Annotated in this window: 22 protein-coding genes and 2 pseudogenes; 10 read left to right on the forward strand and 14 right to left on the reverse strand. The window is 73.2% G+C overall.

Features of this window, described 5'->3' with window-relative positions; translation table 11 throughout:
- Positions 1-768 (forward strand): response regulator transcription factor (locus ACFXMF_RS34365; RefSeq protein WP_380020954.1); only part of this gene is annotated, 768 nt, incomplete at its 5' end.
- Between the two features lie 21 nt (positions 769-789).
- Here the strand turns inward: ACFXMF_RS34365 and ACFXMF_RS34370 are convergent.
- From ACFXMF_RS34370 to ACFXMF_RS34420, 11 genes and pseudogenes are all read right to left on the reverse strand, one after another.
- On the reverse strand, positions 790-1,386 hold the full coding sequence (locus ACFXMF_RS34370) for a TetR/AcrR family transcriptional regulator (protein WP_379991392.1): 597 nt from the start codon (positions 1,384-1,386) through the stop codon (positions 790-792).
- A 111-nt stretch (positions 1,387-1,497) separates the two neighbouring features.
- Positions 1,498-1,795 (reverse strand): annotated as a pseudogene (locus tag ACFXMF_RS34375) (transposase); the annotation flags it as partial.
- Positions 1,796-1,798: 3 nt separating this feature from the next.
- Positions 1,799-2,590, reverse strand: a complete 792-nt coding sequence (locus ACFXMF_RS34380; protein ID WP_379991393.1) for an FkbM family methyltransferase — start codon at positions 2,588-2,590, stop codon at positions 1,799-1,801.
- Positions 2,587-2,796, reverse strand: coding sequence for a Trm112 family protein (locus ACFXMF_RS34385; protein ID WP_379991396.1), 210 nt, complete (start codon positions 2,794-2,796; stop codon positions 2,587-2,589). Before ACFXMF_RS34385 ends, ACFXMF_RS34380 begins: the two co-directional genes overlap by 4 nt.
- 36 nt (positions 2,797-2,832) lie before the next feature.
- Positions 2,833-3,723: pseudogene (locus ACFXMF_RS34390) on the reverse strand (hypothetical protein); the annotation flags it as partial.
- Between the two features lie 2 nt (positions 3,724-3,725).
- Positions 3,726-4,445 carry a class I SAM-dependent methyltransferase gene (locus ACFXMF_RS34395; protein ID WP_379991394.1) on the reverse strand — a complete coding sequence of 240 codons (720 nt, stop codon included), beginning with the start codon at positions 4,443-4,445 and terminating at the stop codon, positions 3,726-3,728.
- The gene (locus tag ACFXMF_RS34400) at positions 4,442-5,869 is read right to left on the reverse strand and encodes a condensation protein (RefSeq protein ID WP_379991395.1); all 1,428 of its coding nucleotides are present in this window, start codon (positions 5,867-5,869) and stop codon (positions 4,442-4,444) included. Before ACFXMF_RS34400 ends, ACFXMF_RS34395 begins: the two co-directional genes overlap by 4 nt.
- Positions 5,866-10,728, reverse strand: coding sequence for an alpha-(1->3)-arabinofuranosyltransferase family protein (locus tag ACFXMF_RS34405; RefSeq protein ID WP_380017737.1), 4,863 nt, complete (start codon positions 10,726-10,728; stop codon positions 5,866-5,868). The genes ACFXMF_RS34400 and ACFXMF_RS34405 overlap by 4 nt, the downstream gene beginning before the upstream one ends.
- Before the next feature lie 100 nt (positions 10,729-10,828).
- Positions 10,829-11,554, reverse strand: a complete 726-nt coding sequence (locus tag ACFXMF_RS34410) for a class I SAM-dependent methyltransferase (protein ID WP_379991420.1) — start codon at positions 11,552-11,554, stop codon at positions 10,829-10,831.
- A 4-nt stretch (positions 11,555-11,558) separates the two neighbouring features.
- Positions 11,559-12,746, reverse strand: coding sequence for a glycosyltransferase family 4 protein (locus ACFXMF_RS34415; protein ID WP_360308988.1), 1,188 nt, complete (start codon positions 12,744-12,746; stop codon positions 11,559-11,561).
- A gap of 153 nt (positions 12,747-12,899) precedes the next feature.
- The gene (locus tag ACFXMF_RS34420) at positions 12,900-13,964 is read right to left on the reverse strand and encodes a DUF3068 domain-containing protein (protein WP_379991421.1); all 1,065 of its coding nucleotides are present in this window, start codon (positions 13,962-13,964) and stop codon (positions 12,900-12,902) included.
- Between the two features lie 168 nt (positions 13,965-14,132).
- Here ACFXMF_RS34420 and ACFXMF_RS34425 point away from each other — a divergent pair, with 168 nt between their 5' ends.
- On the forward strand, positions 14,133-14,297 hold the full coding sequence (locus tag ACFXMF_RS34425; protein ID WP_360308982.1) for a hypothetical protein: 165 nt from the start codon (positions 14,133-14,135) through the stop codon (positions 14,295-14,297).
- Positions 14,298-14,386: 89 nt separating this feature from the next.
- Positions 14,387-15,595 (forward strand): helix-turn-helix domain-containing protein, encoded by a 1,209-nt coding sequence (locus ACFXMF_RS34430; protein WP_379991422.1) that lies wholly within the window; start codon positions 14,387-14,389, stop codon positions 15,593-15,595.
- Positions 15,596-15,602: 7 nt separating this feature from the next.
- Here the strand turns inward: ACFXMF_RS34430 and ACFXMF_RS34435 are convergent, their stop codons facing one another.
- Positions 15,603-15,920: a hypothetical protein gene (locus ACFXMF_RS34435; protein ID WP_360308979.1), complete on the reverse strand. Its 318-nt coding sequence runs from the start codon at positions 15,918-15,920 to the stop codon at positions 15,603-15,605.
- 190 nt (positions 15,921-16,110) lie between these two features.
- On the opposite strand from ACFXMF_RS34435, the gene ACFXMF_RS34440 reads away from it, so the two are divergent.
- From ACFXMF_RS34440 to ACFXMF_RS34470, 7 genes are all read left to right on the forward strand, one after another.
- Entirely contained in the window at positions 16,111-16,323 is a 213-nt protein-coding gene (locus ACFXMF_RS34440) for a DUF5999 family protein (RefSeq protein WP_360308977.1), read from the forward strand.
- A gap of 139 nt (positions 16,324-16,462) precedes the next feature.
- Positions 16,463-17,575, forward strand: coding sequence for a type III polyketide synthase (locus ACFXMF_RS34445; RefSeq protein ID WP_360308974.1), 1,113 nt, complete (start codon positions 16,463-16,465; stop codon positions 17,573-17,575).
- Positions 17,560-18,117 carry a cupin domain-containing protein gene (locus tag ACFXMF_RS34450; RefSeq protein ID WP_360308971.1) on the forward strand — a complete coding sequence of 186 codons (558 nt, stop codon included), beginning with the start codon at positions 17,560-17,562 and terminating at the stop codon, positions 18,115-18,117. The genes ACFXMF_RS34445 and ACFXMF_RS34450 overlap by 16 nt, the downstream gene beginning before the upstream one ends.
- Positions 18,114-19,928 carry an acetyl-CoA carboxylase, carboxyltransferase subunit beta gene (gene accD / locus ACFXMF_RS34455; protein WP_360308968.1) on the forward strand — a complete coding sequence of 605 codons (1,815 nt, stop codon included), beginning with the start codon at positions 18,114-18,116 and terminating at the stop codon, positions 19,926-19,928. The genes ACFXMF_RS34450 and accD overlap by 4 nt, the downstream gene beginning before the upstream one ends.
- The gene (gene accB / locus ACFXMF_RS34460; protein WP_379991423.1) at positions 19,925-20,467 is read left to right on the forward strand and encodes an acetyl-CoA carboxylase biotin carboxyl carrier protein; all 543 of its coding nucleotides are present in this window, start codon (positions 19,925-19,927) and stop codon (positions 20,465-20,467) included. The genes accD and accB overlap by 4 nt, the downstream gene beginning before the upstream one ends.
- A gap of 6 nt (positions 20,468-20,473) precedes the next feature.
- Entirely contained in the window at positions 20,474-21,820 is a 1,347-nt protein-coding gene (locus tag ACFXMF_RS34465; RefSeq protein ID WP_379991424.1) for an acetyl/propionyl/methylcrotonyl-CoA carboxylase subunit alpha, read from the forward strand.
- A 13-nt stretch (positions 21,821-21,833) separates the two neighbouring features.
- Positions 21,834-22,478, forward strand: a complete 645-nt coding sequence (locus tag ACFXMF_RS34470) for an NAD(P)H-dependent oxidoreductase (RefSeq protein ID WP_380017736.1) — start codon at positions 21,834-21,836, stop codon at positions 22,476-22,478.
- 435 nt (positions 22,479-22,913) lie between these two features.
- Here the strand turns inward: ACFXMF_RS34470 and ACFXMF_RS34475 are convergent, their stop codons facing one another.
- The gene (locus tag ACFXMF_RS34475; protein ID WP_360308956.1) at positions 22,914-24,998 is read right to left on the reverse strand and encodes an ATP-binding protein; all 2,085 of its coding nucleotides are present in this window, start codon (positions 24,996-24,998) and stop codon (positions 22,914-22,916) included.
- Positions 24,999-25,246: 248 nt separating this feature from the next.
- A complete protein-coding gene (locus tag ACFXMF_RS34480) occupies positions 25,247-25,888 on the reverse strand; it encodes a response regulator (RefSeq protein WP_379991976.1) in 642 nt (213 codons plus the stop codon).
- Positions 25,889-26,189 lie beyond the last annotated feature (301 nt).

Raw genomic sequence — 26,189 nt, forward strand, 5'->3', positions numbered from 1 at the left:
CAGCCTCGACCCCTTCCCTCGGACGAAGCGGCGGCCCCCATGTACCCCAGCACCCCACGATCCACCGTCGGCCCGCACGGCGTCGCCGAGTTCAAGGCGCGGACGATGGACTTCCTGGCCGAGTCCGTCTCGGCGACCGGGATGGTCTTCTACTCCGTCGATCCGGGTCTGAACGCGGTCGGCCATGTCTTCCGGGGCATCCCGCCGGCGCGCAACGTCGGCTACCTGAGCCATTTCCATCTGCTCGATCCGTTCCACCCGAGGCGGTTCGACGCGTCGGACACCCCGCTGGCGACGCTGTTCGACCTGGGGGAACGGTTCGACGCGTCGGATTACTACCGGCACTTCATGCGTCCGCTGGGGATCCGCTACGAGGCCGAGTTGTACCTGCGGCACGACGGCCGGCTCGTGGGGGGTGTGTCGCTGTTGCGGGATGCGCGCGAGGGCGATTTCACCGCGCGCGAGCTGCGGTTTCTGCGCAAGGCGCACCCCTATCTCGAGTACGCGTTCGGCGCGTGGCAGCAGCCGGCGGTCGATCCGGCCCCCGAGGCGGCCTGGGAGCTGACCGCGCGCGAGGCCGAGGTCGTCGCCCTGCTGCTCGACGGTGCCACGAACGCGGAGATCGGCCGGGTGTTGTCGATCGGTGTGCCGACGGTCAAGAGTCACCTTCAGCACATCTTCGACAAGACGGGGCTGCGGTCCCGGGGCCGGCTCCTGGCCCACATGTTGCGGGACCGACCGGGAACGACGGATCGGGCGGGACGCTGACGGCGGGCGCGGGGACGGCGCCTAGCCGTGACCGGCGCAGTGGCGCAGGATCGCGGGGCGCAGGCGGGTGTGCTCGAAGTCGTCGTCGGGTGTGGCGAGTTGTTCGAGGACGAGGCCGTTGAGCAGAGTGAGCAGGTCGGCGGCGGCGGCCTCGGGCTCGGCCGCGCCCACCGCCGCCAACCGGGCGGCCAGGGCCTCGCGTTGTACCGCCCCCCACTCCTCCAGGGCGGGGCGCAGCTCGGGTCGGCGGGCGACCTCCAGGAACAGCTCGAACCGGGCGATGCTCGCGTCCCGATCGCCGGCGACGGTGTCCGCCACGTAGTGGGCGAGCCGGGCGGCGAACTCCTGCGGGTCGGCGGTGGCCGACCGCCGCAACACGGCCCGGATCTCGTCGATCTGCCCGGCCGCGAGGCGGCGCAGGGCCTCGTCGAGCAGTTGCTCGCGGGTGCCGAAGTAGTAGCGGGCGGACCCGTGGGTGGTGCCCGCCTCGACCGCCACGGCGCGGTGCGTCACCGCCCGGGCGCCGTCTCGGGCGAGCAGCCGCACGGTGGCGTCGAGAAGGGCCTCGCGCCGCGCCGCGCCGCCGGCCGACCGGGGTGCTCGGACGGGAGTGGACATGGGGACCACCCTAGTTCCTCGACAACTTTTCTCCATTCGGAGAAAAGTGGTGCTACGGTCGTCGTGAGGAGACGTGAGGGGTGGCGTGGCCGTTCCGGAACCGGGCGGTGATCACCGCCCGGCAGTCGGATGCGATCGGGCGATCAGGAGGTACCGGGAGGAGTGGATGTCGTCGCGTCGTTCCCAGCGGATGCGAAGGCGGCGGAAGTCGTGCGGCCAGGAGATGGTGCGTTCCACGACCAGTGCACGCGTCCGAGGCCGGATCCGTGGGGTTGTCCCCGTCGGGCGATCATGGGTTCGGTTCCTCGTGCCCACACGAGGCGGCGGTATTTGTCGTGGTCGTGGTAACCCCGATCGCCGCGAGCAAAGGCATGACCCGAGTGACGTCGTTGCGGTTTCCGCCGGACAGGGCCTAGATCCCCGGCGAGACCGGAACCCCGCGCCCCGGCTGTCGTTTCGTGGGCAGGAACAGGACGGAGTTGACGTAGCGGCGGCTGAAGGGTGCCAAGGTGCGGCGCAGTAGGCCGCGTTCGGCCACGTGGGAGGTGCGTGCCTGGTGGCCGGCCAGGTCGAAGTCGGTCAGCGGCAGCCAGTGTCGACCGGGCAACACCCAGCCCCGGTAGTCCAGTCGGCCGAGGAAGTCGAGCACCGGCGCGGGCGACTGGATGCGGGCCTCCAACTCGATGAACAGCGCCGGACGATCCCGGCGCAGGGTGTCCTCGGCGCCCTGGAGCACCGCCGGTTCGCTGCCGTCCACGTCGATCTTGACGAAGGTGACATCGGTCAACCCGAGATCGTCCAGACGCACGCAGGGTACGTCCAGCGCCCGATCGTGGATCTGCCTGCGCACGAGCGAGGACACGCCCCGATCGCCCCGATCGCCCGGCGGCAACCACAGCGCGGTGGTGCCGGTGCCGCGATCGCCCGCCGCGGCGGCCACCACCCGTACGTTGGCCGGTGTGCGGGCGTCGAGCAACGCGGCCAGGTGCGGTACCGGCTCCACCGTCACCACCGAGTCCGCGCGTCCGGCCAGTCGCCGGGACCACGGCCCGTACCAGCCGCCCACGTCGACGGCGGTGCCGCCGCGCGGGACGAAGTCGGCGATCCGCCGCAACTCCGGTTCGAAACGCGGGTACAGCACGTCGACGGCGGCGGTGACCAGTCTCGGGGAAACCCGGGGCGCGAGCCGGGCGGCCAGCGTCACGGGGCGATCCGGTGGGCGAGTCGGGCGTGTTCGTCGTCCGAGACCCGGACGCCGGAGGAGGGGAGGAGTTGTGGGATGCCGTCGAGGATCGGGTATCGGCGGTGCAGTCTCGGGTTGTACAAGGCGTCCTCCGGGAGAAGCAGGGTGAGTGGTCCCTTGTCCAGTGGGCAGGCCAGGATCCGGAGCAGCGGATCATCGGGTTCCATGTGGTGACTCCTTGGGCAGGGAAGCGACTTCCCCCGTGGTGCCGGTGACCCGAGGTCCTCGTCGTTTCGGGGCAGCAGGAGCAGGACGAGCACGGCCAGCGCTCCGCCGAGCAGGCGCAGGGTCAGGCGCAGTCGGTCGTGCGGCAGTGCCTCGCCGAAGGCGAAGCTGCCCGGTACGGCGGTGAACAGGGCCGAAACCGTGGTGCATACCGGCACGATCAGCGACGCGCGGCAGCGCTGCAACGCGGTCTGCGACAACACCAGGCCGGCCGCGCCGATCCCGACGAGCAGGTACGGGTAGGGGGAACGGAGCAGGTCGACGGCGGTCGCGCCGGGGCCGGCCCCGCCGAGCCGGCCCGAGATGCCCTTGATCGCCAGCGAACTCACCCCGTACAGCAGGCCCATCGCGACGCCGTAGGCCACGCCGGTGGTGGGCGGGCGGCCGGGGTCGCGAGCGCGCCGCTCCGCGCCGAGGTAGAGCCACAGGCCGGCTGCGAGCGCGGGCAGGCAGACCACCAGGAACCGACCGAGCGGGGCCCGTTCGCCGACCGGGTCCGCGTCGCGCAACGAGGCGACGATCATCGCCAGTGCGGCGAGCACGGCCAGGACCCCGGCGCGTTCCCGACCGGAGGCCCGTTCGCCCAGGAGCGCCGAGGACAGCAGGAGCAGCAGTACCAGCCCGCCGACGAACAGGCCCTGGGCCGCAGCGATGGGCAGCGTGCGGTAGACGGCGAGTTGGGCGACGAAGCCGGCGGCCAGGGCGAACGAGCCGGCGAGCCATCGCGGGCTGCCCACGAGCAGGCGCACCAGCCGGAGCGGCCGGCCCGTCGACAGCGCCGGAAGGTCGGCCAACGCCCGTTTCTCCAGCACGAATCCGGTGCTGTAGAGCACATTGGCGAGCAGCGCCGCGGCGACTCCCCACCACACGGCTAGGCCCGCCGCGCGTGCACGAGCAGGATCGAGGCCAGCGAAGGGGCCAGGCACGCGGCCCGGTCCAGCGGCCCGAGTACCCTCGGCACGCCGTGGAACGGCGCCCCGGTCGTCCGGACCACCTCGAAGCCCGATGCGGTGAGGAAGTCGCGCAGGGCGCGGGCGGTGTACAGCCGCAGGTGGCCGACCACCCGGGCGCCCGGTCGGCCGTGGATGGCGCGCAGGCTGACCTCGGAGAAGATCGGTTGCACGCCCGCGAGCAGCAACGCGCGGTTGTACCAGGCGGCCAGGTTCGGCGTGGAGAGCATCAGGTGGCCACGGGGCTTGAGTATCCGGCGCAGTTCGTCCAGGGCCGAGTCCGGGTCCACGAGGTGTTCGAGCACCTCGCCGAACAGCACCGCGTCCACGCTCGCATCGGCCAACGGCAGCCCTCCGTCCGTGAGTTCGCCGCGAACCAGGTGCCGCATCCGGCTGCTCGCCCGGCGCAGCGCGTCCTGGGACCAGTCGATCCCGATCAGGGTGTGGCCGGGCAACAGCGGGCCCGTGATCGAGGCCGCCGAGCCGTCGCCGCAGCCGACGTCGACCACCAGGGCCGGGTCCGGGCCGAGGGCGCGAGCCAGCATCGCGGCCTGGCGCCGGCTGCGCTCGACGCCGGAGGCGACCGGCACCGTCGGATCCTCGTAGAACTCGCGCAGCCCGGTCGGTCGGGTGTCGGTCATTCCGGACCCCCTTCGCGGGCAACCGCCGGGTTCACGACCGGGGTTGCGAGCGGGCCCACCGCGGGAGCCACGACCGGTCCGGCGGCGAGTGCGGCGGCCGAGACGGTGTCGAGGTAGTCCGCGAAGAAGCCGTAGAGCCGCCGACCCGCCGCGTCGTCGAGCAGTGCGCGGGACCAGCGCAGTCCCACATGCAGCCGGCCGGCGATGCCGGTCGTGGTGATGGTCAGGCCCCGGGGCATCCGGGTGGGTGCGGAGACCCAGACCGCGTCCGCCCGGCCCGCGTCGCCGAAGTCCAGCGGGTAGGGGATCCGGCCCAGGTTGCTGAGCAGCGTGGTGGAGGTCCACGGCCCGAACGCGCGGCCCAGGCCCCGAGTGATCGAGGCGCGCAGGTCGACCGGGAGGACCGGTGCGGTGAGCAGGGCCGCGCCGTGGCCGAGCGGGGGGCGTGGCGCGGCCCGGAGTTGCCTGGTCCGGCGGGCCGTGCGGCGGAGCAGGGCGACGATCGCCTCTGGGCTCGGTTCGTTCGCGTACTCGCGGGAGCCGAAGGCCACTTCGACCAGTCGGGTGCCGTTGCCGATCGGCATCTCGGCGCCGCGCGGGCGGTCGTCGACGGGCATGGTGATCCGGATCGGCCGGGTCGGCGCGGCGTGCAGCCGGTTCCAGCGGGCGATGGTCAGGCAGGTGGCCACCAGCAGGCGGTCGTTGACGGTGTGGTCGGCGCCGGGTGGACGCGGGTGGACCGGGAGTTCGCCGAGGACGACGCCGTTGCCCCGACGTCGCCGCGCGAGTGCGGCGGGGGCCGGTGCGACCCGGGCGGAGCGGGCCGGCGGTCGGCCGGGATCCAGGGCCGGCGATTGCGGACCGGCGGCGGCGTCGGGTGGGCCGGTGCGCTCGGGGACGGGCGTGGAGTCGGTTCCGCTGTACGACTCGGCGGCGGTGGCCAGGACGCGCAGGAACGAGGGGCCGTCGAGGGCGGTGTGATGGATCGTGCACAGCAGTACACAACCGCCGGACGTCGCGGAGGAGCGGATCACGTCCAGGCGCACCGGCGGGGACAGGGACAGCGGCGGTGTCTCGGCCAGGGCCCTCGCCCGGGCCCGGGCCAACGCGTCCGGTCCGGGCGGTGGGAAGCCGACCGGTTCGACGTCGGGGGCGGCGGTGAGTTCCCATTCGTAGCGCCGCCCGTACCACGAGCGCGGGGCCTCGCGGACCAGAACGCGCGCGTGTCGGCGCAGCGCGGTACGGAACGCGGCACGCAATCGGGCCGGATCCGGCTGCCCGGGCAGCCGGATCTCCATGTGCACCGCGATCGGCTCGCCGGGCCGCTGACCGTGCCGGGACATCTCGTCGACGAGCGGGAACGGGATCCGGGCGAGAGCCGGCCCGACCGGAAGCCCGGGCCGACTCGGGCGCGCTGCGGTCACGGCTGCCCGGCCCCCTTCCCGCCGGTTGGCGGTGCCGGCGACTGCGTCGCGCCGGTTGCGTGGTGGTCGGTTGGCGGTGCGGGCGCCTGCGCTGTGTCGGTCGCGTGGTGGGCGGTCGGCGGCGCCGGCGACTGCGTCGCGCCGGTTGCGTTCCCGTCGGGTGGCGGTGCGGTGTCGGTCGCGTGGTGGGCGGTCGGAGGTGCGGGCGACTGCGTCGCGCCGGTCGCGTTCCCGTCGGGTGGCGCTGTGGTGTCGGTCGCGAGGTGGTGAGTCGGCGGTACGGGCGACTGCGCTGTGTCGGTCGCGTTCCTGTCGGGTGGCGGTGCCGGCGACTGCGCCGCGCCCGTCGCGTTTCCGCCCGATGGCGGCGTCGGCGCCTGCGCGGCGCCGGCTTCCCCGCCGCCGGGTGACAGCGTGGGTAGCTGCGCCGTGTCGGCCTCCCGGTCCGGGTGGCTCGGCAACTGCGCCGTGTCGGCCTCCCGGTCCGACCGATCCCGGCCGGACCCCGTGCCATCGCCGACCGGGACTCCGTCGGGCGGCGCCGACTCGGCCATCGACCCGGCCCCGGCCGCCTTTGGCCCGTCGGGCGACGGCGGCGCAGGAGGCCCAGGCGGCGCAGCCGCCCCGGTCGTCCCCGCCGCCCCCGCCGGCGCAGCCCCCGTCCCCGCGTCCCGCGTACGTCCGTGCCGGCCCCCGCCCGCCGCGGTCCGCAGGCCCCCCGGCTCGCCCCCGCCCGTCGTCACCAGCGCAGCGCACAACGCGATCAACGCAAGCACCTGGGCGGCGGGCCCGAAAGCGCCCCGGCCGCCGACGACCGGCTCATCCGCGCCGACCGCCGCCGCGATCCCGGCGCCGGCCATGGCCGCGAGTGCGATCGGTACCAGCAGCCGGTGGCGCAGGTGGGCGACCACCGCGAGCGCGGGCACCAGCAGCGCGACCGGTCCCGCCACGACGGCGATCACGACGGTGAGCGCGAGCACGCCCAGGATCCGGCCCGGCGCCGGCGGATCGGCGAGCGGCTCGTCGAGGCCCGTCGGATCCTGCTTCCGCCGCCGCACGAAGGCCAGGGCGAGCAGGGCGGCCAGGGCCACCGCGGCGCCGATCAGCCCGCCCCGGTAGATGTCGCCCGGTTCGTAGTCGAGCTCGACGGTGCCGGCCGCCCCGGCGGGCACCAGCCAGCCCTGTTGCCAGCCGTCGATGCGTACCGGACGCAGTTCCTTGCCGTTCAGGGTGGCCTTCCACCCCGAGTTGTGGTTCTCGTACATCTGCAGGTAGGTGGCCTCGCCCGCGCCCATCCGCACCGAGCGGTGGTCGCCGCTCCAGTCGGCGGCGTCGGCCGAGCGCGCCGACCGGCGGTCCGGGACCGGGAGTCGGCCTCGGGTCGCGGTCACGTCGGTGATCTGGAGCGGGCCCTGATTGCCCGCCTCGACCGTGTGCAGCCCCGGGCCCAGCGGCAGCGCGCCGCCGGCGGCCTCGGCGGCGCACAACCGCACCGACACGGGCCGCCGTTCGAGCAGATCGCGCACCGAGCCGGCGACGCTGGTGGTGTGCAGTACGCCGTCCACCGCCAACGCCGGCCCCTGCCCGCACGGCAGCGTGAAACCGAGCTTGGGATCCGGCGGGGGCGTGCGCAGGCCGGCCAGTGCCGGGACGTGGATCTCGCTGAGCCCGACCGGCAGTTGCAGCCGCTTGTCGGCGAGCGGATTGTGCACGGTCAGCGGTGCGGTCCGGGTGATCGTGATGGTGATCCGGTCGGTGTCGATCGGGCCGAAGCGGGCCAGTCCGTTCTCGTCGACGGTGGTGGTCACCGAGCCGTTGGGTGCAGTGATCCGTACCTCCTCCGGTCGGCTGGACAGCCCGCCCGCCGCGCCGAAGACGATTCGGTCGATGGTCTTGCGGTCGGGCCAACTCAGCTCGACCACCGGCCGATCCCCGGCGATCCAGGCCGTGGTCAGGTCGCCGTCCACGAGGTTGCGCGGACTGAGCGAACGACCCGTGCGGCCGGTCGACTCGGCGGTCACGGTGATCCGCCGCGCCTGTTCGGGCGCGGCGGCCACCAGCAGCCGGTCCAGTTCCGGTCCCGGCACCGCCACGGCGCGGATGTCGAAGGCGAAGTCGCCGGCCTGCGGCGTGGCGAACCGGCGGTGCAGCCCGTCCTCCGCCGCCACCGGCGAGAGCCCGCCGAGGTCGATGTCGCGGTGCAGCGAGTAGACCGAGGTCTGCGCGTCGTCCCGGTCCGCGTCGGCGGGCAGCCGCAGCAGCCGGGAGACCTGCACGCCGGGGATGGCCACCTCGGCGAAGCCCGCGCCGGAAAGACCCGATCGGGCCGTCTGCGCGTCCAGGATGGTGACCTTGAGCCACTTGGCCGCTCCCGGCGGCGCCGGCACCGGTTGGGCGGTGCCCTCGGGCCGCAGCGTGCCCTCCCTGGCCCCACGATCGGTCTCGATCCGCACCCGGGTCGGCACGGCGCGCAGGCCGTCGCCGGCCAACGGGGTCAGCAGCAGCGACGCGGGGATGTCGGTCGGGGCGGTGAAACCGACCTTGAGCCACTGACCGGCCGGCTTGCCGGGGCTGCCCTCGGCCCACGCGGTCGCCGGGTCGCCGTCGAAGGCGTTCACCGGGTCGAACTGCGGCAGATGGAAGAGCCAGTTGCCGCTGCTGGACGCGCTCACCGACGTCGCCCCGCGCAGCTCGGCGGTGCTCTGATGTTCGGCACCGTCGATCGGCAGGATCTGCTTCGGTGGTGTGCCGGGGTTCTGCGTGCTGTCCGAGGGGTTTCGTTCGGTCGCGGTGTACGGATAGGACGTGTTGGAGTTGATCAGCCCGAAGCGGGTGTCCGCGCGGCGCAGCCCGTCGGCCACGAGTCGGGTGCCGGGCCGGTCGATACCCGGGTGGGCGTCGCCGGTGAGCACCGTGGGCCGATCGCGCAGCGTGGGGTCGACGGACAGTTGCAGCAGCGCCTCCGGGCCGCCGCTGAGCAGCGCCGTGTCGGCGACCGCGCGGCTGCCGACCCGGCCGGGGCGCGGGGTGTCCGGGCTCGGCTCGTAGATCTCGACGGCCTGCCGGCGGGTGAACAGGCCCTGCACCTGGACCGGGGTCTCCTCGGGGATCCGGCCGCCGGTGATCAGCGGCCCGAATCCGGTCACCCGGTGGTAGCCGGAGGACTCCAGGGTGCGGATGACGGTGGCCGGCTGCACGTAGCCGATCTGGTCCGGGTCGAGGTCGTTGCGCACCACCACCGTGTACAGCCCGGCCCGGGAGAGGAAGTCACGCAGCCCGGGCACCGCGCCGCCGGTGAGCAGCGCCTGCTCCACCGCGTCCGTCGCGCGCCGCACCCCGGGTGTGCCGAACGGGACGAAGTCCCGCTGCGCCCACGGCGATTCGGCGAGCGGGTCGAGCGGTTGGTCGATCGGGGAGCCCCACGTGTACAGCCCGTGGGCGGTCGCGGGGACCACCAGGGCCCGGGTGTCCGAGGAGTGTCGGTCCAGCCACTGGGCGGTCTGCCGCCAGTGGTCGGGCAGCTTTTCGAAGCTCCCCGGTTGCAGGATCGTGCCGTTGAGGTAGGGCCAGGCCAGGCCGGGCAGGATCAGCAGCGCGGCAAGCGCGGGCGCGAACCGGCGGGCCGGCCGGGGCAGCACCCGCTCGCGCTCGCCCGCGGTGCCCACCAGGTGGGTGAGCCCGAGCACCAGGGCCAGCGCCAGTCCCGGCTCGAACTTGTAGATGTTGCGGAACGGACGCAGCCACCCGTCCAGCCAGTCCCGGGCCGTGCCGTGGAACGGCGCGCCGAACGAACCGCCGTACCCGGCCAGCGCGATCAGCGCCACGACCAGCACGGTCAGCGTCAGCCAGCGGCGCTCCGGCAGGTCCCGTCGGGCCAGCCCGGCCAGGCCCAGCGCGGCGGCGAACGCCGAGCCCAGGATGGTGACCACCGCGGTCGCCACGGTCCAGCCGGCCGGCAACCACGGCTCACCGAAGTGCAGATAGGCGACCCAGTCGCCCGCGCCGCGCAGCAGTTCGGTCGCGGACATCGTGCTCGTGGTGGTCTCGGCCTGCTCGATGTACGGCAGGAAGTTCTCGCCGTAGATGCCGAGCAGCAGCAGCGGGACCACCCACCACGCGGTGGCCAACAGCACCCCGGGCACCCACCAGCCGATCAACGCCCACTTGCGCGGCCCGGCCGGACGGGTGAGCAGGTACAGCCCGACCGGCAACAGCGCGGCCAGCGTCGAGGCCGCGTTGACCCCGCCCATGAACGGGATCAGCAACGCCGAACGGGCGGCGGCGGTACGCGGGTTCAGCCGGGTCGAGGCCAACGGCAGGAGCACCCACGGCAACAGCGCCCCGGGCAACACCGCGGCCGAGGTGGACCCGATCACGATGGTGAAGGTCGGCCACAGCGCGTACGCCACCGCGCCGAGCAGCCGGCTGCGCGCGCTGCCCACCCGCAGCCGTTCGGCCAGCCGCAGTGCGCCCCAGAAGGCGGCGCTGACGATCAGCGAGAGCCACAGCCGTTCGGCGAGCCAGATCGGCAGGTGGAGCAGATCGGCCAGTGCGTAGTAGGGCAGGATCGGGAAGGCGTAGCCGATGTACTGGTCGGCGATGCCGCCGAAGCCGGCCCGGTCGTGCCACAGGTTGCCCAGGTCGCCGATGAACCGCCACGGGTCGGTGACCACGCCGAGCTTGGTCTCGAAGGTCGTCCGGCCCGGCGCCCGGACCAGGAACGCGACGAAGACGACCGCCCAGAACGCCGGCAACCAGGCCCGCCGGCGCGGCCGTTCGGCCGGTGGCTCGGCCGACGACACCTCGGTGGGCGGCCGGCCGGGCCGGGCCGGAGGGAGGGACAGGGTCGTATCGGTCACGAGTGCCTCCTGCGAAGCGCGCGCGGTGCCCGGGCGGCCGGGGTGCCGGCGGCGGGGGCGACGTACGCGTCGGGCGGCGCCGCCGTCCCGGGGGCCGCGGTCACGGGCAGCGCCGAAGAATGAGGAGCAGGTTCCAGGTGAGGACCTCGCGCAACCCGGGAACGCGGATGATCGCGCCGGGCGCGAAGGGCCAGTAGCGGGAGCGGGCCGAGACCAGCACGACGTCCGGACGGTCCCGGACGTGGCGCAGCGTGGGCCCGACGTGCACGGTGAACAGGTTCTCGCCCAGGGTGTGCTTGGCGGCCCGACCGGTGCGTCGCGCGTACCGGGCCCGGGCGCGTTCGGCACCCAGGTAGTGCCAGGGCGCCCACTCGTGACCGCCCCACGGGGAGTACCAGTTGGTGAAGGCGACGTAGATCAACCCGCCCGGGCGGGTGACCCGGACCAGTTCGCTCAGGAAGGTCTGCGGATCCGCGACGTGCTCCAGCACATTGGAGGAGAAACACACGTCGGCGACGCCGTCGGCCAGCGGCAACAGGTAGCCGTCGGCGAGCACCGCACCAAGGAGCGGTGCGCCGTGCCCGGCCAGTTCCCGCGCATCCGGTTCGAACAGGTAGCCGTGGGCGCCGCGTCGGCGGAACTCCCGGGTGAAGTGCCCACTGCCACCGCCCACATCCACCACCACTCGACCACGCAGCCGGACATGCCGCTCGACCTGGTCGGCGGCATCGCGGGCGAGCAGCCCGTAGCACCGATCCGGGTCGTGCCGCTCCTGCCGGAAGGCGCGAAAGAGCGCGATCGACCTGCGCAGCGACGGGTCCTTCATCCGGTCACCACCCGGCGTCGCGTCCGGTGACCGGGGCGGCTGCGGCCTCGGCGGCCACCGCTCGGAACTGCCGCACCGTGTCGGTCCAGCGAAACCGTGCGGCGCGCAGCCCGGCGGCGGCGCCCATCGCCGCGCAGCGCTCGGGACCGAGCGCCAACGTGCACCAGGCGGCGGCGAACGAACTCTCGCCCCGGGCCAGGACCCCGGTGACCCCGTCGTCGATCGAGTCGCGCAGTCCGGGGATGTCGAACCCGATGGCCGGCGTGTGCCGGGCCGCGGCCTCGGTCACCACCAGACCCCAGCCCTCGACCAACGAGGGATGCAGCAACAGCCAGGCCGAGCACAACAGTCGATGCTTCTCGGCCTCGGAGATCCGACCGGTGAACAGCACGCCGGGCCCGGTCAGCGCTTGCAGTCGCTCGCGTTCGGGACCGTCGCCGACGATCACCAGCCGGCCCCCGGTCACCGGCCGGACCCGCTCCCACAGGCGCAGGAGCAGGTCGATGCGCTTGTATTCGACCAACCGGCCCACCGCCACGAACAGCGGCTCCGGCGACTTGGCGGCCCTGGGCCCGGGTTCCTCCACGCCGTTGTGCACGACCCGGATCCGGTCCGGCGGCACCCCGATCGCGCGCAGCGCGGCGGCGGTCGACTCGGACACCGCGACGATCAGGTTGCCCCGATGCGCGCCGGCCAGTCCCCAGTGCTCCAGTCGCCGGCCCAGCCGTGCGGCGGGGCCCGGGAACCGCATTTCCCACAGGTCGGTATGCACGTGGTTGACCAGGCACACGGTCGGCCCGCGATGCCACAGCGGGCTCAGGTAGGGCATGCCGTTGCAGACCTCGACGAGCAGGTCGCAGCCGCCGACGCGGCGGTCGAGGGCCCGGTGGGCGCGCAGGTAGTGGTCGGTGTCGCCGCCGACCGAGAGCACCCGGTAGTCGCGGTCGGCGGACGGTCCGCCGCACAGCAGGGCCACCTGGTGGCCGTGCGCGGTGAGTCCGTGCGCCAGCCGATCGACCAGCAGTTCGGAGCCGCCCGCAGCCGGGTTGGCCAGGTCGCGGCGGGCCAGGAAGACGATTCGGCGCGGGTGCGGGGACGGTCGGGCACGGGGGTGCGCGGCGTGGGTCGGTACGGCTTCGGGGGGTGTCGCACGGAGCACCGGACGCAGCGCGGAAGGCACGTGCTGGGGCATGTCGGCTCCAACTCGTATCGAGCCTGGATCGGACGCGGATGGGTGCGTGGGAAGTGCGGGATGTGCGGGGTGAGTTCGTAGCTTTTCGCCACCGTGTGCGCGGCGGCTACTCACGCAGGTGACAACTTTGCCGCCGGGAAGTGCGACGAACCGTCAGTTCGGTGCCGGCCGACCGGAGTCGCCGCCACGCGCCGCGCTCGGGCACAGCCGCGGCAACCGGCGCCGGCGGACCCGCGCCTTGCGATCGGCGGCCGGTTCGGCAACGGGGGTGCCGGGCCGCGGTCCGCGGATCACCGACAGCAGCCCGAGCGCGGTGAGTACGGCTCCCACACCCCCCGCGGCCAGCGGTGCGGTCTCCCCGACCAGCACCAGCCGGGCGTCGTCCCGCTTGGCCAAATCGACCTGCCGGCGCCGGGTTTCGGGGGTGAAGCGGATGTCGGAGCTGTCGAGCAACACCACCGAGGCCGTACTCGCGCCGGGTGCCCGCAGGGTCTTGCGCGGGGCGATCCGCGCGTCGATGACCCGACCGGTGCGCGGGTCGGCGACCAGTTCGATGCCGGCGTTCGCGTACCACTCCTCGGCGAGCACCTGCGGTTGTGCGACGCCGACCAGGGTGCCCGGGACCTGTCGACCGCCGACCCGGGTGTCCCGGACGGTGCCGGTGAAGCGATAGCCGCGATGCCCGCGCACCTCGACCGTGCCGCGATAGTCCAGCGGGACCTCGGCCCCCAAGGTCTCGTCCCACCAGCGGTAACGCCGCTTCTCCAGGTCGAACGGGAACTTCAGGAACGCCTCGCCCCGGATCGCCGGCGTCTCCCCGCAGCAGTGCACGGGGGCATTGGTACGCCGGTCGGTCACCCAGCGGGCCACCGTCCACTGGTAGGACCGCCGCGGGTCGTGCTCGGCCAGCGTGGCCGGGGTGTCGATCGTGGTCGACACGTCCCACACCGCCCGGCCGCTGCGCTCGGCCATCGCCACATCGCCCACCACCCGGCGGGTCACGGTCAGCGTCTCGCCGTGTACCGGCCGCAACGCGGTGGTGTCGAAATAGCTCCCGGTACCGGCGAATACCACCGTGTCGTCGATGTCGAGCGGCGTGCGCTTGGCCTGCGGCTCGACGTACCAGGCCAGCATCGCGGCCAGCACGAGCAGGAAGACTCCGGCTCCGAGCAGGGCCAGGGACAGAATCGGGGAACGAAACGAAATGGCGCGGCGCATCCGGCACTCCTGACGGCAAGGGGCCTGGGGGACGTGCACGTCTGTCTCAGGCCGGGAACCGTAGGCGCACCCTTGACGGAGTGTCAATACGCCTCGCACACTGTGTTCATTCAGAGCCGGTGCATGGGAATGGGCGGGGTGCCCTCCGATCGAGAGGCTCGTCGAAGCATGCACAGACTGCTCGCCGCCGGGTTGACCGTGATCCTCGCCGCCGCCCTCGCCGTCGGTGCCGCGTTCGGCATCGTCGCCGCGTTGCACAAGACCCCCGAACAACCCAACGTGCCACTCGTGTCCTTCCGCACCGATCCCACCGCGCCGAACCCGCAGCCCTGATGCCGGCCCCGCATGCCGGGAAACGTGTCCGGCCCCGGACCCACGCCGCCGGTGCGGGCATCGACCACCCGCCGCGGGGGAGAGGCACGGTGCGCACCGCGTGGCGGGACGTGCCCCGGCCGCAACTGCGCCGGTTCGCCGATCTGGCCATGGCCGAGATCGCCGACCTGGCACAGGGCATCCTGCGCGACATCCGGATCGAATTCCCCGCCCTGCCGCTGGTCCCGGACGAGTCGGGCGAACCGATGGCCCTGGTCGCCATCCGGCGCGCCCTGGCCGACTTCGTCGAGCACCTGCTCGCCACCGACGACCGGCAGCACGAACGCCTGGAACTGTTCGAACTGTTCGGCCGCGCCGAGGTGCTGCAAGGGCGCAGCCTGGACTCGTTGCAGGCGGTCTACCGACTCGGCGTGCGACTCGCGTGGCGGCGGCTGGCCGAGATCGGCCAGCAGGTGGAGATCCCGCCGCCGGCGATGTACGAACTGGCCGAGGCGGGCTTCGAATACCTCGACGGCCTGGTCGCCCAGTCGGTGCACGGCTATGCCGAGGCCGCGGCCCGCCAGGTCGGCGAACGCCTGTGGGCGCAGAAGCGGTTGATCAAGTTGTTGCTCACCGAGTACGGCACCGAACCCGCGAGCGCGCTCGCCGAGCACGCCGCCCGGATCGGCTGGCCGCTGCCCGAACAGGTCGCCGTGGGAGTGCTGTTGCGGCCCGCGCCGGACGCGGTCGCGCCGGCGGTGGGCCGGGACGTGCTGTTGGACATGGAGTGCGAACGACCCCGGATGATCCTGCCCGATCCGGACGCGGCCGGCCGGCCCGAGTTGCTGCGCCGGGCGATGGCGGGTTGGTCCGGCGCGATCGGCCCGTCCGTGCCGCTGGCCGACGCGGCCAAGTCGCTGCACTGGGCCTGTACGGCGCTGCGCCTGATGGAGCGCGGGCAACTGCCGGACGGGCGGGTGATCCGCTGCACCGAACACACCGAGGCACTGGTGTTGTTGCCGCCCGAGGAACTGATCGAGGACCTGGCCCGGCGCTGCCTGGCACCGCTGGACAACTGCCCGCCCGCGCACTCACGCCGGTTGGCCGAGACGCTGCTGGCCTGGCTGGAGACGCGTGGCGGCGCACCGGAGATCGCCGCGCGGCTGGGAGTGCACGCGCAGACCGTGCGCTACCGGCTGCGCCGGATCCGGGAGTTGCTGGGCGACGAGATGGACGAACCGGATCGCCGCTTCGAGTTGGAACTGGTGCTTCGGGCCCGGCGGTTGCGCGACGACAAGGCGGCGGGGCAGCGGGACTGAGGGCGCGCTACGGCTGCGCGGGCGATGTCGAGCCGGTCGTCGACGTCGTCGGCGCCGTGCCGGTCGGGGCCTTCGTGGTCGGGGTCGGTGGGATCCACGGCGTCGGTGGCCCGGTCGGCGACCACTCCCACCCGTCCGGCGAGGTCCGGTCCGGGGACGCCGGTGGCGCGAACGGGCCGATGCGCCTGTTCATCAGGACCAGCATGACCACGACGAAGACCACGGTGACCACGGTCAGGGCCAGACCGATGGGATTGCGGACGTTGAACACGTAGGGGCTCGGTCCCCACCTGTTCCGTTTGAACACGGGTTCGTGGTCGCGCACGCCCGGCAGTCTATGCGGCGGCCTCCCCGGCCCGTTCGGGTCGGGACATCGGCCGGGGATTCGGGGCCGTGGGCTCATCCGCCCGGGACCACGGGAGGCGCAGGGTTGTCACGTGAACGAAGAACGGAAGCACCCCGTGGCAGCTCGCCGACCCACTGCCACCCACGGCATTCCCGGAAGGATCAGGACCATGTGCCGACACTCTCCCCCCTGTCCCGCCGCGTCGGCCACCGACCACCTCGCGGCGCACGTCGTACAGAGCCATCCCGAACAGGGCTGGAGCCTGCTGTGCAACGGCGTGGTGATCTTCGAGGACACCGGCGCGCTGCTGCCCGACGGCGCGATCGAGCCCCCGCATCGCGCGGGCCGGGCCCGGTCGATCCCGATGCAGGCGGCCCGGTAGCCGAGCGCCCGCCGCGCGGCACCGCAACCAGCCGTCACCCGCGGAGAACCGCATCCGGTTCTCCGCGGTTTCGCATCCACACGTTTCCCACTCACACGTTTCGCATCCACACCTTCGTATCCACACAAGGAGACCGCTCGTGAGCATCCTCTGCCGGCCCGCCGTGGCCGTCCCCGAGAACGTGATCACCATGGACGAGTCGCTGGAGATCGCCCGCCGACTGCACGCGGACAATCCCCGACTGCCGCTCGCGCTACGACTGATCGAGAACACCGGCGTGCGCAAACGACATCTCGTCCAGCCGATCGAGCGCACCCTGCGCCATCCCGGCTTCGAGGCCCGCAACCTCCTCTACCACGAGCAGGCCAAACTGCGGGTGCCCCCGGTGATCCGCCGGGCACTGGCCAACGCGGAACTGCGCGTACGCGACGTCGACCTGCTGATCTACGTCTCGTGCACCGGATTCGGCATGCCGTCGATGACCGCGTGGCTGATCAACGAGCTGGGCATGCGCCCCGATACCCGCCAACTGCCGATCGCCCAGCTCGGCTGCGCGGCCGGCGGCGCGGCGATCAACCGGGCCCACGACTTCTGTACCGCCCACCCCGGGCTCAACGCGCTGATCGTGTCCTGCGAGTTCTGCTCGCTGTGCTACCAGCCCGACGACGCCGACATCGGGTCGTTGCTCTCCGACGGCCTGTTCGGCGACGCGGTCGCGGCGGCGGTGGTGCGCGGCGCGGGCGGCACCGGCGTCCGGCTCGAACGCAACGGCTCCCACCTGATCCCACACACCCAGGACTGGATCTCCTACGCGGTCAAGGACACCGGATTCCACTTCCGCCTGGACAAGCGGGTGCCCACCACGATGGAGCCGCTGGCACCGGTCATCGAACAACTCGTCGCCCGCCACGCGTGGGACGCCTCGGCACTGGACTTCTACGTCGTGCACGCCGGCGGCCCGCGGATCCTGGACGACCTGAGCACATTCCTCGGCGTCGCCCCCGAGGCGTTCCGGCACAGCCGGGCCACCCTCACGGAATACGGGAACATCGCGAGCGCGGTGGTCTTCGACGCCCTGGACCGGTTGTTCGCGACGGGCGGACCGGCCGCCGGCGGACGCGGCATCGTGGCCGGCTTCGGCCCCGGGATCACCGCCGAGATGGCGGTCGGCACCTGGGTCGATTCCGGACCACCGGGCCGCGGCGATCGCCGGCCCGCGACCGAGGAGGTGTCGTCGTGGTCGACGGCCTGATCATTCCGCCCGGGGCGGGCCGGCGGCTGGTGACCGCCGCACAGGAGGTCACCTACAAGGTCACCGGAGCGCACGCCCGGCACACCTCGACCTTCGAGGTGGTGGTGCCGCCCGGCTTCGACGTCGGCGCACACGTGCACGCACGGGGCGAGGAGTTCTTCTACGTACTCGACGGCGAACTCGACGTACTCGCCTTCGAACCCCTGCACCGCACCGCCGACGATTGGCGGAACTGGCGCTCGGAGACCGGCCGGGGGCCGGTCCGCGCCGGCGCCGGGAGCTGCATGTTCGTGCCGCCCGGGTGCCCGCACGCGTTCGGCAACCCCACCACGAGACCGGCCAGGATGCTCTTCCAGTCCACACCCGCGCCCGACCACGAGCGCTACTTCGAGGAACTGATCGAGATCTTCGGGGCCGGGGAGCGGGTCGACTCGGAGCGCGTGGCCCGACTGCGGCGCAACTACGACATCCACCAGATCACGCCGCTGCGGCACGCGGCCCCGAGCGTCGCGCCGCGCGGGGAGCAGGAGAGACCGCGATGAACGCCACGCGCGGGCCGGCCGTCGACACGTCGCCGTCGGACTGGCTGAGGTGCCCGAGCTGCCACACCCTGGTGTACCGCAGACGCTTCGAGCGCGCCCATCGGGTGTGCCCCGGCTGCGGCGCGCACACCCCCTTGGACGCGGCCAGGCGGCTGGACGCGCTGCTCGACCCGGGCAGCGCCCGGCCGCTGACCCCGACCGCGACCGTGCACGACCCGCTGCGCTTCGAGGACCTCCAGCCGTATCCGGACCGATTGGCGGCCGCCCGCGCGGCGACCGGGCACGAGGACGCGGTCCGGGTGGCCCTCGGCACCTTGGCCGGGCATCCGGTGGTGCTGGCCGTGATGGACTTCGCCTTCATGGGCGGCAGCCTGGGCGTCGCGGCCGGGGAGGCGATCGGCACGGCCGCCGACGCCGCGCTGGCCGGACGGGTGCCGCTGATCGTGGTCACCTCGTCCGGCGGCGCCCGGATGCAGGAGGGCGCGCTGGCCCTGATGCAGATGGCCAAGACTTCGGCGGCGATGGCCGAACTGGACGAGGCCGGACTGCTCACCGTCACCGTCGTCGCCGACCCCACCTACGGCGGCGTGGCCGCCTCGTTCGCCACGCTGGCCGACGTGGTGGTGTGCGAACCGGGCGCGCGGATGGGCTTCGCCGGACCGCGCGTGATCGAGCAGACCATCGGCGAACGGCTGCCGGAGGGTTTCCAGCGGGCCGAGTTCCTGCTTCGGCACGGCCTGGTGGACGCCGTCCGCCCGCGCGGCGAGCTGCGCCGGACGCTCGCGGTTCTCCTGGCCGCGGCGCGCCGGCCCGCCGAGCCGGATCGCCCGGAGGCGACCGGGCCGACCCGGGCCGCCGGCGTGGGCGATGGGGCTGCGGCTCGGCCCGAGGCCGGGTCGGCCGGGTCGGTTGGGCCGATCGGGCGGCCCGCGCACGAGGTGGTGGCCGCCGCGCGGGATCCGCGACGCCCGACGACGCGTGACCATCTCGCGTACTGGATGGACGCGTTCGTCGAGTTGCGCGGTGACCGGGCGGGCGGCGACTGCCCGGCGATCGTGGGTGGTCTGGGCCTGGTGGAGGGCCGCGCGATGCTCGTGCTCGGGCACCAGAAGGGCCACACCACCGCCGATCTGGTCCGGGCCAACTTCGCGATGGCCTCGCCGGCCGGCTACCGCAAGGTGGTCCGGCTGGCCCGGCTGGCCGAGAAGATCGGCGTGCCGCTGGTGACCCTGATCGACACCCCGGGCGCACATCCGGGAATCGAGGCCGAGCAGCAGGGACAGGCCGGAGCGATCGCCGGATGCCTGCGCGTGCTCGCCGGGCTGCGGGTGCCCGTGGTGGCCGTGGTCACCGGCGAGGGCGGCAGTGGCGGCGCCCTCGCGCTCGGCGTCGCCGACCGGGTGCTGATCAGCGCGAACGCGCTGTACTCGGTGATCAGCCCGGAGGGCTGCGCGGCGATCCTGTGGAAGACCCGGGAGCAGAGCCCGGCGGCGGCCCGCGCGCTCGGGCTGGACGCCGGTTCGCTGCTCGAACTCGGGGTGGTGGACCGGGTGATCGCCGAACCCGAGGGCGGCGCGCAGGCCGATCCGCCCGCCGCGAGCCTCGCGCTGCGGGACGCGGTGTTGGAGACGGTGGCCGAACTCGCGAGCCTCGATCCGGCCGAGCGCGTCGCGTCGCGGCGACGGCGCTTCCGCGCCTTCGGGCTGCCTGCGGCGTCGGACGCGGCCGGCGCGGGGATCGGGACCGGCCGCGTCCGGGAGGACGGCGACGACTACCGGGACAGCGACGACTACGAGGAGGATTCGGCATGACCGCCGTCGACGACGAAGGCCGGGCGGCCACCCTGGCCGTCCTGCGCAACGCATTGGGCCGGGTGCTGCACGATGCCCCGCGACCGCCCACGAAGATCGTGGTGCGCTCCGGCGGGGAGAGCATCGAGGTCGCCTGGTCCGCCTTCCCGGGGCCACCGCCGATCGCGGCCGCGGCCTCGGCCGGCCCGGAGGTCGAACCCGCGCCCGCGCCGCAGCCGGCCGTGCCCTCGGGTCACCTGGTCCGCGCACCGCTGGTCGGCACGCTCTACCACGCGCCGGAACCGGGAGCGGCACCGTTCGTCGAGGTCGGCGACCGGGTCCGGGCCGGCCAACAGGTGGCCATCATCGAGGCGATGAAGCTGATGAACCCGATCGAGGCCGACCGGGACGGCCGGGTGACGGCGGTGCTGGTCGACAACGGGCAGGGCGTGGAGTACGACCAGCCGCTGTTCGAACTCGAACCCGTCGCCGGTTCCGGGCACGACCCCGCCTCCGGTGCCCCCTCCGACTCCGACTCCGACTCCGACTCGGCGAGGTGAACCTCCGTGTTCGACACCGTACTGATCGCCAACCGGGGCGAGATCGCACTGCGCGTGGTGCGTACCTGCCGGGACATGGGCATCGCCACCGTGGTGGTGCACTCCGGCCCCGATCGCGACTCGGCCGCCGTACGCGCCGCCGACCACCACGTCAACATCGGCCCCGCGGACCCGCATCGCAGTTACCTCTACCCGCCGGCGGTGATCGAGGCGGCCCGCAAGACCGGCGCCCAGGCGATCCACCCCGGCTACGGCTTCCTGTCCGAGGACCCGGACTTCGCCACCATCTGTGCCGAGAACGGGATCGTCTTCGTCGGCCCCGCGCCCGAGGTGATGGCCCGGCTCGGGGACAAGTCGACGGCCCGGCGGATCATGGCGGACGCCGGGCTGCCGGTGTTGCCCGGATCGCGGGACCCGGTCGATACCGCCGACGAGGCCGCCGAGGTGGCCCGCGCCATCGGCTTTCCGTTGATCGTCAAGGCGGTCGCGGGCGGCGGCGGTCGGGGGATGGCGGTGGTGCCCGACGCCGGCGCGCTGTTGCCCACCTTCCGGGCGACCCGCGCCACGGCCCAGGCGGCCTTCGGCGACAACCGGGTCTACCTGGAGCGTTACCTGGCCGGCGCCCGGCACATCGAGATCCAGATCCTGGCCGACGGGCACGGGAATGTGGTCCATCTCGGCGAGCGGGACTGCTCGGTGCAGCGCCGACACCAAAAGCTCGTCGAGGAGTCCCCCGCACCATGCCTGCCCGCCGACCTGGCCGATCGGCTGGCCGCCCACGCGGTCGCCGGGGCCCGGGCGGCGGGTTATCGGGGCGCCGGCACCTTCGAGTTCCTGGTCCGCGGCGAGGAAGCGGCGTTCATCGAGGTCAACTCGCGAATCCAGGTCGAGCACCCGGTGACCGAGACGGTGACCGGGATCGACATCGTCCGCGAGCAACTGCTCGTCGCCGCCGGCCGACCACTGGACTTCGACCAGGACCGGGTGCGGCGCCGCGGCGCGTCGGTGGAGGTCCGGATCAACGCCGAGGACCCGGCCCGCGACTTCGCGCCGTGTCCCGGCACGCTCACCACCTTCGACGCGCCCGCCGGCCCGTTCGTCCGGGTGGACACGCACGCGTTCCCGGGATCCCAGGCCCGTCCGGAGTACGACTCGCTCCTGGCCAAGATCGTCACCTGGGGGCCGGATCGCGACCAGGCGCTGGCCCGGATGCGCCGCGCGTTGCGCGAACTGCGGGTCGAGGGCCCGGGTGTGCGCACCACCGCGCCGCTGCTCGCCGAGATCCTCGACGACCCGGACTTCCGCGCCGGGCGGCACGACACGACCCTGTTGGACCGCCGTACCGGTTCCTGACGAAAGGCCACTCATGTCCGCGCCCGGGACCGCTCCCGCGTCCCCTTCCCCCGCCCGCGTGTTGGCGATCTCCGGCTCGCTGCGCGCACAGTCCGCCAACACCCGACTGCTGGCCGCGCTGCCCGCGCTCGCGCCACCCGGCATGTGCTTCGACGTGTATCCGACGCTGGGTGAACTGCCGCTGTACAACGAGGACTTGGACGTACATCCGGAGCTGCCGGCGGTGCGCCGGTGGCGTACCGCGATCCATCGGGCGGACGGGTTGGTGATCGCCACCCCGGAGTACAACCACTCGATTCCCGGCGTGCTCAAGAACGCCGTCGACTGGGCCTCGCGCCCGCGCGGCGACGCGTCGTTGTCCGGGAAGGCCGTCGCCGTGATGGTGGTGACGGCCAGCCGACTGCACGGGTTTCGCGGGTTGACCGACACCGTGCGGATCCTGGCCGGTCTGGGCAATCTGGTCGTGCCGCACCCCGAGGTGGTGGTGGGTGGCGCCCCCGACGCGCTGACCGGCGAACCGGACGGATCGGTACGACCGGCGGACCCCCGGGTCGCCGCGCTGATCCGGGTGCAGTTGCAGGCCCTCTCCGACGTCATCGGCACCGGCGCGGCCACCGCCGCCCTGGTCGCACCGACCGGCCGGCAGCGCACGGGATGAATTCACGCCCACGCCGGCCGGCGTGCACCCGCGCCCGCCCCGGGCGTCCCGGGCACCGGGCACACGGCGCCGCCCCCGCCGTCGAGGACGGCGGGGGCGGCGGTTTGTTGTGTTCCTTCGGGTCGGCTCAGTCGTCCGGCGGATCGTGCGTGTCCGGCTCGGCTGTTCGGCCCGAGCCATCGGCCTTATGCGGCGGATGACCGCTGCTCGCATCCGTTGCCTTCGCCGAATCGGACTCGTCCACGCTGGTGCACGGCGGATTCGGAAAGTGGCAGCCGAGCGGCTGGTCGGGCTTGTGCGACCCAGGCGGTGGTTCGCCGCCCTTCGGAAGTGGGCTCTTCGACATTTTGGATCTCCGTGTTGTGTGGGGGACAAGGTGATCAAGTCGATCACCGCTCCTCCACCTTCGCTCGCTGCGGGTCCCTCCGCATGTGGTCACGGTCCCGGGTCGGTCCCGGGTTGGTCCCGGGTATCGGTCCCGGCTCGTGGGATGACCGCGCGCACGACGGTGCCGTGTTCGTTGCCGCCCGCGGTGAAACTGCCGCCCAGTTCCTCGGCGCGTTCGGCCATCGAGGCCAGGCCGACACCCTCGGTCGCCGCGCCGCGTTCGCGCTCCGGGCTCCCGACGCCGTCGTCGATCACCTCCAGGACGACGCGGGTCTCGGTGACCACGACGTCGAGCGTGGCGTGGTGGGCCTGGGCGTGCCGGACGACGTTGGTCAGCGCCTCGCCGCAGATCCGGTAGATCGCCACCTCCACGGCCGCGGGCAGCGGCGGGGGCGGATCGGGATCGAAGGTGACCCGGATGTGCGGGTGGTTCCCATCGCCGCCGCCCAGCCGCGTCGCACATTCGCGCAGCGCCTCGGCCAGCCCGAGTCGGGCGAGTGCCGCGGGGGCGAGGCCGTCGGTGATCCGGCGCAGCTCGGTGATCGCCTCGCCGATGCTGCGCGAAGCGATGGCCAGGGTGCCCTCGGCCGGGGTGCCCGGCGGTACGCAGGCCCGCGCGGTGTCGACCTGGAGCCGGGTACCGGACAGCGCGGGGCCGAGGCCGTCGTGCAGGTCGTGCCGGAGTCGGCGGCGGGCTTCCTCGCGGGCCAGCACGATGCGTTCGCGGGTCTCCTGGAGTTCTTCGTACAGGCGCAACGAGGCGATGGCGGGCGCCGCCTGGTCGGCGAGGAAGCGCAGCACCTCCAGGTCCTGGCGGTCCAACGCGTCCTGTCCGGGGCGGGGCGGTGCGGAGAGCCGGCCGATCACGACACCCTCGTAGGTGAGCGGGAAGTCGACCTCGGCGGTGCCGGCGGTGCCGATCCGGGCGAGTTCGCGTTCGCCGTGCCGGGTGTCGACCACGACACCGGCGCCGGGCAGGCCGAGCGTGTACACGACCGTTCGACAGAGCAGGGCGGGTGCCGAGCCGGGGGCCGGTGCTCGGCTCAATTGTTCGGAGAGGTCGCGAACCACCTGGTAGGGCCGGGCCCGTTCGCCGTAGTAGAAGCGGTCGACGACGCGCATCGCCCATTGCACGGTCGGCCGCAGCAGGGCGCCGATCAGCAGCGCCCCGGCCGCTATCACCAGCGCGCCGGCGGTGCGCGCGCCGGGGAGCACGCCGGACAGCGCGACGGCGATCCCGAAGTAGCCGCCCATCAGCACCGCGGCCAGCGTGAAGGTGGCCAGAACCTTGCGCGTGGATCGGTCGAGGTGCCACTGCCGGTCCCGGGCGAAGGCGTACGCGAAGCACAGTTGCCAGACCAGCACGCCCGCGTAGAGAAGGAATTCATAGAGCAGGTCCGAGAGTTCGAGGTGGTAGCCGAGGAAGCTCACGGCCAGCCACAGCAGATAGGGCAGCAGCGGCACGAGCCGCATCGGGTGCGGCTTGGGCGAGCGCACCCAGCACACGGTCATCACGGCGAGGCTGGTCAGGATGACCAGCGGCGGAATCAGGTCCATCCGCGGGGTCAGCCACTCGTCCAGCCACCGCTGCGTGCCGGCCCAGGCGCCGTGTTGCAGGAAGCTGGGCAGTCCGTACCAGCCGGACCCGGAGTAGTCGTCGTACGCGTGCACGGCGCTCCACAGCGCGAGCAGCACGGCATAGATCCGGACGAATCGGGACTTCGGCAGAGTGCCGTTCGGGAGCCACAGCGGCAGCGCGTACATCCCGAACAGGAGCATCGTGTCGGCGATCAGCCACACGGTGATCGCCACGGTGGCCCCGGCGAATCCGGCGTCGGCGAACACCGCGGTGAACAGGACCGCGCTCGCCAGCGGATAGCACAGGCCGGTCCACAACAACAGCCAGCCCAGGCCGGCGGCGGATCGACGCGAGAGTACGAAGAGCCCGGACAGCGAGAAGGCGATGCCCTGGAGGGTGGCCACGCCGATCAGGGCGGGGCGCGGGGGCATCCTCGGGTCGTCGAGGTGGGTGAGCAGCAGGATCAGCGTGACCAGGCCGCCGACCAGGGAGGCGCCGCATACCGCGTAGGCGCGGTCGAGGCCGGAGCGTTGCCTTCGGTTGCCCATGGGCATCTGGCGCCTCCTCACGGACGTCGTCGAACGACGGCGCGGACGAGTCGAGCCGGGTGGGGCCGAACGACGCCGGGTGCTTCCGATGTGCAGGACCCGGAGGGGTACGGACAACTCAGGATGGTCGTCGCGGTGTCCCGTGCACACGAGGCAGCGGTCCCATCGAGGTCCCGACCGGGGCCCGGCCGATGCTCCGGGACGGGCTCGGGTCGGGCCCGTCGGCGCGGTGGCGCGCGGGGCGGCGGTCCGGATCAGTCGGCGCCCAGGCCGAAGTCGCGGGCGTGCGCCACCGCCTCCGCGCGGGTGGTGACGTGCAACTTCTCGAAGATGTGCGTGATGTGGTTGCGCACGGTCTTCTCGGCGAGGAACAGCCGGCGGGCGATGTTGCGGTTGTCCAGGCCCCGGGCGAGCAGGTCCAGCACCTCGCACTCGCGTTCGGTCAGCTCGGGGAACACCCGCTCGGACGCGCGGGGGCTGCCGCCGGCCAGCAACGCGGCGAGCCGGGGCACGGTCTGCGCACCGAAGACCGCGCCACCGGCCGCGACGGTACGCACCGCGTGCAGCACCTCGTCCCGGCCCGCGCCCTTGACCAGATAGCCACCGGCGCCGGCGCGTATCGCCGCGAGCAGGCTGCCGTCGTCGTCGGACATGGTCAACACCACGACCGGCACGGTCGGCGTGTCGGCCGCGATCTTCCGGGTGGCCTCGATCCCGGACCCGTCCGGCAACGACAGATCCATCACCACCAGATCGGGCGCCTGCTCGGCAACCACTCCCGGCACCGCGGCGGCCGTCTCCACCTCGGCGACCACCACGATGTCCGCGGCACTCTCCAAAGCGGCCCGCAACCCCGCCCGAAACAACGGATGGTCGTCGACGATCACGACCCGCACAACCTCGAACCCACTCTCCCCAACCACACGGTACATACTACGCGTGCGCACCCCGTCACTTTGCGCACACGCCCCGATCCACCCCCACGCCCCGCCACACCCCGCCGCAACGCGCGGCGCGCGGCACCACCACCGGCGCGAGACTGCGGTGCGGGGGCCGCCGAAGGCGAGGGACGACACACCAAACCCGAGGCACCCACAACCCACTCGTCCCGTTCTGCCCACTCGTCCTACTCGTCCCGCGCCTCCGCGCCTCCGCGCCTCCGCGCCTCCGCGCCTCCGCGCCTCCGCGCCTCCGCGC

The sequence above is a fragment of the Embleya sp. NPDC059213 genome, from assembly GCF_042754445.1.
Classification (GTDB): domain Bacteria; phylum Actinomycetota; class Actinomycetes; order Streptomycetales; family Streptomycetaceae; genus Embleya.